Source organism: Streptomyces anatolicus (assembly GCF_019400875.1).
GTDB classification, from domain to species: domain Bacteria; phylum Actinomycetota; class Actinomycetes; order Streptomycetales; family Streptomycetaceae; genus Streptomyces; species Streptomyces anatolicus.
In genome coordinates, this window is record NZ_WMBF01000420.1 from 1 (window position 1) to 5,611 (window position 5,611).

Genomic DNA, 5,611 nt, shown 5'->3' on the forward strand with positions numbered 1-5,611 from the left:
GAGCTGCGGCGGGGGGCGCTGGCGGAGGCGTCGGTGGCTTTCGGGTCGGCTGTGGCGCCGTGGCTGCCGCATGGGTTCTGAGGAGCCTGGGCGGGCCTGCGCGGCGGCTCAGGCGGGCTGGTCCAGGGGGGTTTTGACCTTGCGGGTGGCGAGGTAGAGGGCGACCAGCCAGGCTATTCCGGAATCGTGGACGGCGACGTTGAGTATGAGGATCGCCCAGCGGAGTTCGACGCCTCGGTTGAAGGCGATGAGGGACGGCGCCAGGTAGAGCACGATGACGAGCGTCGCGAGGGCGAGGCCGCCGATGGAGCCGAGATTGGCGCCGAAGCCGAGATCGAGTCCGGGCATGTCGAACTTGAACATGGAGGTTCCCCCGCCGAGTTGAGCCGAGCCGCTGCGCCGAGCTGCGCTGGGCTGGTGAAGCGATCGCTGGTCAGGCGATCGAACTGGTGAGCCGATCTTAGCCGCGCCGTCGGGCCGTCCGGCCGGGCCGCTGGCAGGTGGGGCACCAGAAGAGGTTGCGGGCGGCGAGGTCGGCGGTGCGGATCTGGCCGCCGCAGATGTGGCAGGGCTGGTTCGCCCTGCGGTAGACGTACACCTCGCCGCCGTGGTCGTCGACGCGCGGCGGGCGGCCCATCGCCTCCGGCGTGTGCTCGGGGCGGACGGTGTCGATCCGGTTGAGCCGGACGCCCTCGCGCATCAGCTCCACGAGGTCCGCCCAGATCGCGTCCCAGCGGGCCTCGGTGAGGTCCTTGCCCTGGGTGTACGGGTCGATGCCGTGCCGGAAGAGGACCTCGGCGCGGTAGACGTTGCCGACGCCGGAGATGACCTTCTGGTCCATGAGGAGCGCGGCGACGGTGGTACGGCTCCGGGAGATCCGGCGGTACGCCTTGCCCGGGTCGTCCCCTTCCCTGAGGGGGTCCGGGCCGAGGCGCTCGTGTATCGCCTGCTTCTCCTCGGGGGTGATGAGGGCGCAGGTGGTCGGGCCGCGCAGGTCGGAGTAGTACGTCTCGTTCCGGAGGCGGAGGCGGACGGTGTCCGTGGGGGGCGGCGCGGGGTGCTCGCCGAGGGCGTACTTGCCGAAGAGGCCCAGGTGGACGTGGACCCAGTCGGCGTCCCCGAACCCCAGGAAGAGGTGCTTGCCGTGGGCCTCGGCGGTTTCCATCACCTGGCCGGTGATGAGGGCGGTGCTGTCGCTGAACTTGCCTTGGGGGCTGGTGGCCTGGACTGGGCGGTCCTGGAACCGGGTCCGATGCTCGTGCGCCAGGCGGTGGATGGTGTGGCCCTCCGGCAAGGGTCCCTCCGGGGGTTGGGATTCCAGCCCCTCCGGCGTTTGAGGAGCGGGGTTCGGGGCGGAGCCCCGTGGCCTTGCTGAAGCTCGGGGCTGCGGTCAAAAATCGCCTTAAGGGCTCGTCCTCAAACGCCGGACGGGCTGACATGGCAGCGCCGCCCGGCGGAGGGGACCGCTACTGCTCGGGGTGGCCGGCCGGGATGGGGGGAAGCTCGCCCGTGGACTCGTAGGCCGACAGCATGTCGATTCGGCGGGTGTGGCGGGCCTCACCCGAGTACGGCGTGCTCAAGAAGATCTCGACGAACTTGGTCGCGTCCTCCTGGGTGTGCATCCGGCCGCCGATAGAGATGACGTTCGCGTCATTGTGCTGGCGCCCGAGCGCCGCCGTCTCCTCGCTCCAGGCCAGCGCCGCCCGCACCCCCTTGACCTTGTTCGCGGCGATCTGCTCGCCGTTGCCGGAGCCGCCGATGACGATGCCGAGGGAGTCGGGGTCCGCGGCGGTCTTCTCCGCGGCGCGCAGGCAGAACGGCGGGTAGTCGTCCTGGGCGTCATAGATGTGGGGCCCGCAGTCGACGGGCTCGTGGCCGTGGCTCTTGAGCCATTCGACCAGGTGGTTCTTGAGTTCGTAGCCGGCATGATCCGAGCCGAGGTACACGCGCATGCGTCCGAGTGTGGCACGCCCCGCGCCGGGTATCCGCGACCGGGGCCGAGCCTCCGGGACCTAGGTCCAGGCCAAACGGCTGGAATGCAACGATCCGGATTCAGGACTTCCGTCCCGATCGCTCCTGAGTTTGAATGCGGGGGCTCGTGACCCGAGAACTTAAGGATTCGTCCATGACCTCGCAACCCTCCCTTGCGAAGGCAGACAGCACTCCCCCATCCCCTGGGGATCAGCGGTCTGACGGCAGCGGCACCGGCGACACCGGCGAAGGCCTGAAAGCGGGTCTCAAGAACCGCCACCTCTCCATGATCGCGATCGGCGGCGTGATCGGCGCCGGTCTCTTCGTCGGCTCAAGCTCCGGCATCGCCGCCGCCGGGCCCGCGATCCTCGTCTCGTACGCCCTCGTCGGCACGATGGTCGTCCTCGTGATGCGGATGCTCGGTGAGATGGCCGCCGCACGGCCCACCTCCGGCTCCTTCTCCACCTACGCCGACCAGGCGCTCGGCCGCTGGGCCGGCTTCTCCATCGGCTGGCTCTACTGGTTCTTCTGGGTCGTGGTGCTCGCGGTGGAGGCCACCGCCGGTGCCGTGATCCTCAACGGCTGGATACCCGCCGTCCCCCAGTGGGGCTGGGCGCTCATCGTGATGGTGGTGCTCACCGCCACGAACCTCGTCTCGGTCGGCTCGTACGGAGAGTTCGAGTTCTGGTTCGCCGGGATCAAGGTCGTCGCGATCGGCGGCTTCGTCGTCATCGGTCTGCTCGCCGTCTTCGGCGTGCTGCCCGGCTCCGACAACCCGGGCGCCGGATTCGCGCACCTCACGGACGCGGGCGGCTTCATGCCCCAGGGCGCGGGCGCCATCCTCACCGGTGTGCTGATGGTCGTCTTCTCCTTCATGGGCAGCGAGATCGTCACGCTGGCCGCCGGTGAGTCCGAGGACCCGCAGCGCGCGGTCACCAAGGCGACGAACAGCGTCATCTGGCGCATCGGCGTCTTCTACCTGGGCTCGATCTTCGTCGTCGTCACGCTCCTTCCGTGGGACGACAAGTCGATCACCAAGGACGGCAGCTATGTCGCCGCGCTGAACTCGATCGGCATCCCGCACGCCGGTCAGGTCATGAACGTCATCGTCCTCACCGCCGTACTGTCCTGCCTCAACTCCGGGCTCTACACCGCCTCCCGCATGGCCTTCTCGCTCGGCCAGCGCGGCGACGCGCCGAAGTCCTTCGCGCAGACGAACAAGCGGGGCGTGCCGGTGGCCGCGATCCTCGGCTCGGTCGTCTTCGGTTTCATCGCCGTCTGGTTCAACTACCAGTGGAAGGACACCGTCTTCGACTTCCTGCTCAACTCGTCGGGCGCGGTGGCCCTCTTCGTATGGCTGATGATCTGCTTCACGCAGCTGCGGATGCGCGGGATCATCCTGCGCGAGGAGCCGGAGAAGCTGGTCGTGCGGATGTGGCTCTTCCCGTATCTGACGTGGGTCACCATCGCGATGATCTCGTTCGTCCTCGTCTACATGCTGACCGACGAGACCGGGCGCAAGCAGGTGCTGCTCTCGCTGCTGGCGGCCGCGTTCGTGGTCGTGTTCTCGCTGGTGCGGGAGAAGGTCCGGCCGAGGGTCGACGCCTGATCCTTAACTTCTTTCCCGGGTCCCGTGATTAGTTGACGGTAGTTGTCAGCTTTTCGCGGGACCCTCTCCGTTGATCAGGCATTACGCGGCTCAACGGAGGACCCCGTGGATTTCATCGACCAGCACTTCGTGTTCCGGCCCGGCGACCCCGGGTACGAGGACGGGCTCGCCGGATTCCAGACCGGTTTCGTGGCCCGGCCCGACCTCGTCGTCGGCGCCACCAGCGCCGAGGACGTCGTCGCCGCCGTGGCGTACGCCGCCGGGCAGGGGTTGCCCGTAGGGGTGCAGGCCACCGGGCACGGGCTTCCCGGGGCCTCGGAGGGCGGCGTTCTGATCAGTACGCGGCGCATGGACTCCGTACAGGTCGACGCCGATGCCCGGACCGTCACGGTGGGCGCCGGGGCCCGCTGGGGGCAGGTCGTCGAGGCGGCGGCGCCCCATGGGCTGGCCCCGCTGAACGGCTCGGCGCCGGGTGTGGGCGTCGTCTCGTACACGCTGGGCGGCGGTCTTGGCATCCTCGCCCGGAAGTTCGGGTACGCGGCCGACCATGTCCGCTCCCTGAGCGTGGTGACGGCCGACGGCACCCTGCGCCATGTCACCGCGGACAGCGCCCCCGAGCTGTTCTGGGGCCTGCTCGGCGGCGGTGCGAACCTGGGCGTGGTCACGGAGCTGGAGATCGGCCTGGTGCCGGTGGCGAGGCTCTACGGCGGGGCGATCACGTTCGACGGGCGTACGACGGAACCGGCGGCGCTGCTGCGCGGCTACGAGGAGTGGACGCGGGCCCTGCCCGACGAGCTGACCTCTTCGCTCGCGGCGGTCGTCTACCCGGACCTGCCCCAGCTCCCGCCCCCGCTGCGGGGCCGCTATCTGGTCTCGGTGCGCGTCGCCTTCACGGGCGCGGCGGCCGAGGGCGAGCGGCTTGTGGCGCCGTTGCGGGCGCTCGGGCCCGCCGTGTCGGACACGCTGCGGGAGATGCCGTACACCGAGAGCCCCACCATTCACAGCGACCCGGACTTCCCGCACGCGTACTACGGGGACAGCGTGTTCCTGAGCGACCTCGATGTCGCCGGTGCCGGTGAACTGCTCGCGCTGACCGGGCCGGACGCCGACGCGATGCACGTCGTGCAGATCAACCACCTGGGCGGGGCGCTCGGGCGGCCCGCGCCGAACGCGGTGCCCTATCGGGAGGCGGGGTGGCTGGTGCGGATCCTCTCGCCTTTGGAGGGCGCGGGTGGCGCCGGTGTCTCTGTGGCCCGGGAGGTGCACGCGCGGGCGTTCGGGTGTGTGGCGGGGCAGCGGCTGGGGCGCTCGCTGAACTTCGCGTTCGGCGGTGGCGACCGGCCCGAGGGGCTGTACGACGCCGATACGCGGAAGAGGCTCGCCGAGTTGAAGGCCACGTACGACCCGGCGAACCTCTTCAGGCGGAACTACAGCGTGCGTCAGCTGAGGCCTTAGCGGTCGAGCAGCTTCCAGGCCGTGGGCAGCGCGCCCATCGCGAGGGCGGCCTTCAGGGCGTCGCCGATCAGGAAGGGCGTGAGCCCGACGGCGACGGCCTGGGTCAGCGACATGCCGGTCGAGACGGCGAGGTAGGGGACGCCGACCGCGTAGATGATCGCGGAGCCGAGCGCCATCGTGCCCGCCATGCGCAGGACCGAGCGGTCGGCGCCGCGGCGGGCGAGGGCGCCCACGACGGTGGCGGCGAGCAGCATGCCGAGGATGTAGCCGAGGGTGGGGAGCGCGGCGCCCGACTTCGCCTGCGCGAACCACGGCATGCCGGCCATGCCGACGACGGCGTAGAGCGCGAGGGAGAGGAAGCCGCGGCGGGCGCCGAGCGCGGTGCCGACGAGCAGCGCGGCGAAGGTCTGCCCCGTCACCGGAACGGGCGAGCCCGGTACGGGCACCGCGATCTGGGCGGCGATCCCGGTGAGCGCGGCGCCGCCGAGCACGAGCGCCGCGTCCTTCACGCGGGACGCGGGCAGCAGGTCGGCGAGGACCTGGCCGGGGCGGGTGGTGGCAGCGGCGATGCTCATC

6 protein-coding genes are annotated in these 5,611 nt (G+C 70.3%); 2 read left to right on the forward strand and 4 right to left on the reverse strand.

Going from position 1 to position 5,611, the window contains the following annotated elements; genetic code table 11:
- Positions 1-108: 108 nt before the first annotated feature.
- The 3 genes from GKQ77_RS26465 to GKQ77_RS26475 form a co-directional block, all read right to left on the reverse strand.
- Positions 109-363, reverse strand: a complete 255-nt coding sequence (locus tag GKQ77_RS26465; protein ID WP_219691445.1) for a superinfection immunity protein — start codon at positions 361-363, stop codon at positions 109-111.
- A gap of 97 nt (positions 364-460) precedes the next feature.
- Positions 461-1,294 carry an Fpg/Nei family DNA glycosylase gene (locus tag GKQ77_RS26470; RefSeq protein ID WP_219691446.1) on the reverse strand — a complete coding sequence of 278 codons (834 nt, stop codon included), beginning with the start codon at positions 1,292-1,294 and terminating at the stop codon, positions 461-463.
- A 172-nt stretch (positions 1,295-1,466) separates the two neighbouring features.
- Positions 1,467-1,952 (reverse strand): ribose-5-phosphate isomerase, encoded by a 486-nt coding sequence (locus GKQ77_RS26475; RefSeq protein ID WP_219691447.1) that lies wholly within the window; start codon positions 1,950-1,952, stop codon positions 1,467-1,469.
- A gap of 173 nt (positions 1,953-2,125) precedes the next feature.
- Between GKQ77_RS26475 and GKQ77_RS26480 the strand changes: the two genes are divergently transcribed.
- Together GKQ77_RS26480 and GKQ77_RS26485 are read left to right on the forward strand one after the other, a co-directional pair.
- Entirely contained in the window at positions 2,126-3,580 is a 1,455-nt protein-coding gene (locus GKQ77_RS26480; protein WP_219691448.1) for an amino acid permease, read from the forward strand.
- A gap of 114 nt (positions 3,581-3,694) precedes the next feature.
- Positions 3,695-5,035 carry an FAD-binding oxidoreductase gene (locus tag GKQ77_RS26485; RefSeq protein WP_308117799.1) on the forward strand — a complete coding sequence of 447 codons (1,341 nt, stop codon included), beginning with the start codon at positions 3,695-3,697 and terminating at the stop codon, positions 5,033-5,035.
- Here GKQ77_RS26485 and GKQ77_RS26490 read toward each other — a convergent pair.
- Positions 5,032-5,610, reverse strand: coding sequence for a biotin transporter BioY (locus GKQ77_RS26490; protein WP_219691450.1), 579 nt, complete (start codon positions 5,608-5,610; stop codon positions 5,032-5,034). The two genes, GKQ77_RS26485 and GKQ77_RS26490, sit on opposite strands and share 4 nt — an antisense overlap.
- Between the last annotated feature and the right edge of the window lies 1 nt (position 5,611).

Bases quoted from the DNA above. Each gene is read 5' to 3' on its own strand.
- GKQ77_RS26465 (WP_219691445.1), bottom strand. From the start codon at position 363: ATGTTCAAGTTCGACATGCCCGGACTCGATCTCGGCTTCGGCGCCAAT.
- GKQ77_RS26475 (WP_219691447.1), bottom strand. From the start codon at position 1,952: ATGCGCGTGTACCTCGGCTCGGATCATGCCGGCTACGAACTCAAGAAC.
- GKQ77_RS26480 (WP_219691448.1), top strand. From the start codon at position 2,126: ATGACCTCGCAACCCTCCCTTGCGAAGGCAGACAGCACTCCCCCATCC.
- GKQ77_RS26490 (WP_219691450.1), bottom strand. From the start codon at position 5,610: ATGAGCATCGCCGCTGCCACCACCCGCCCCGGCCAGGTCCTCGCCGAC.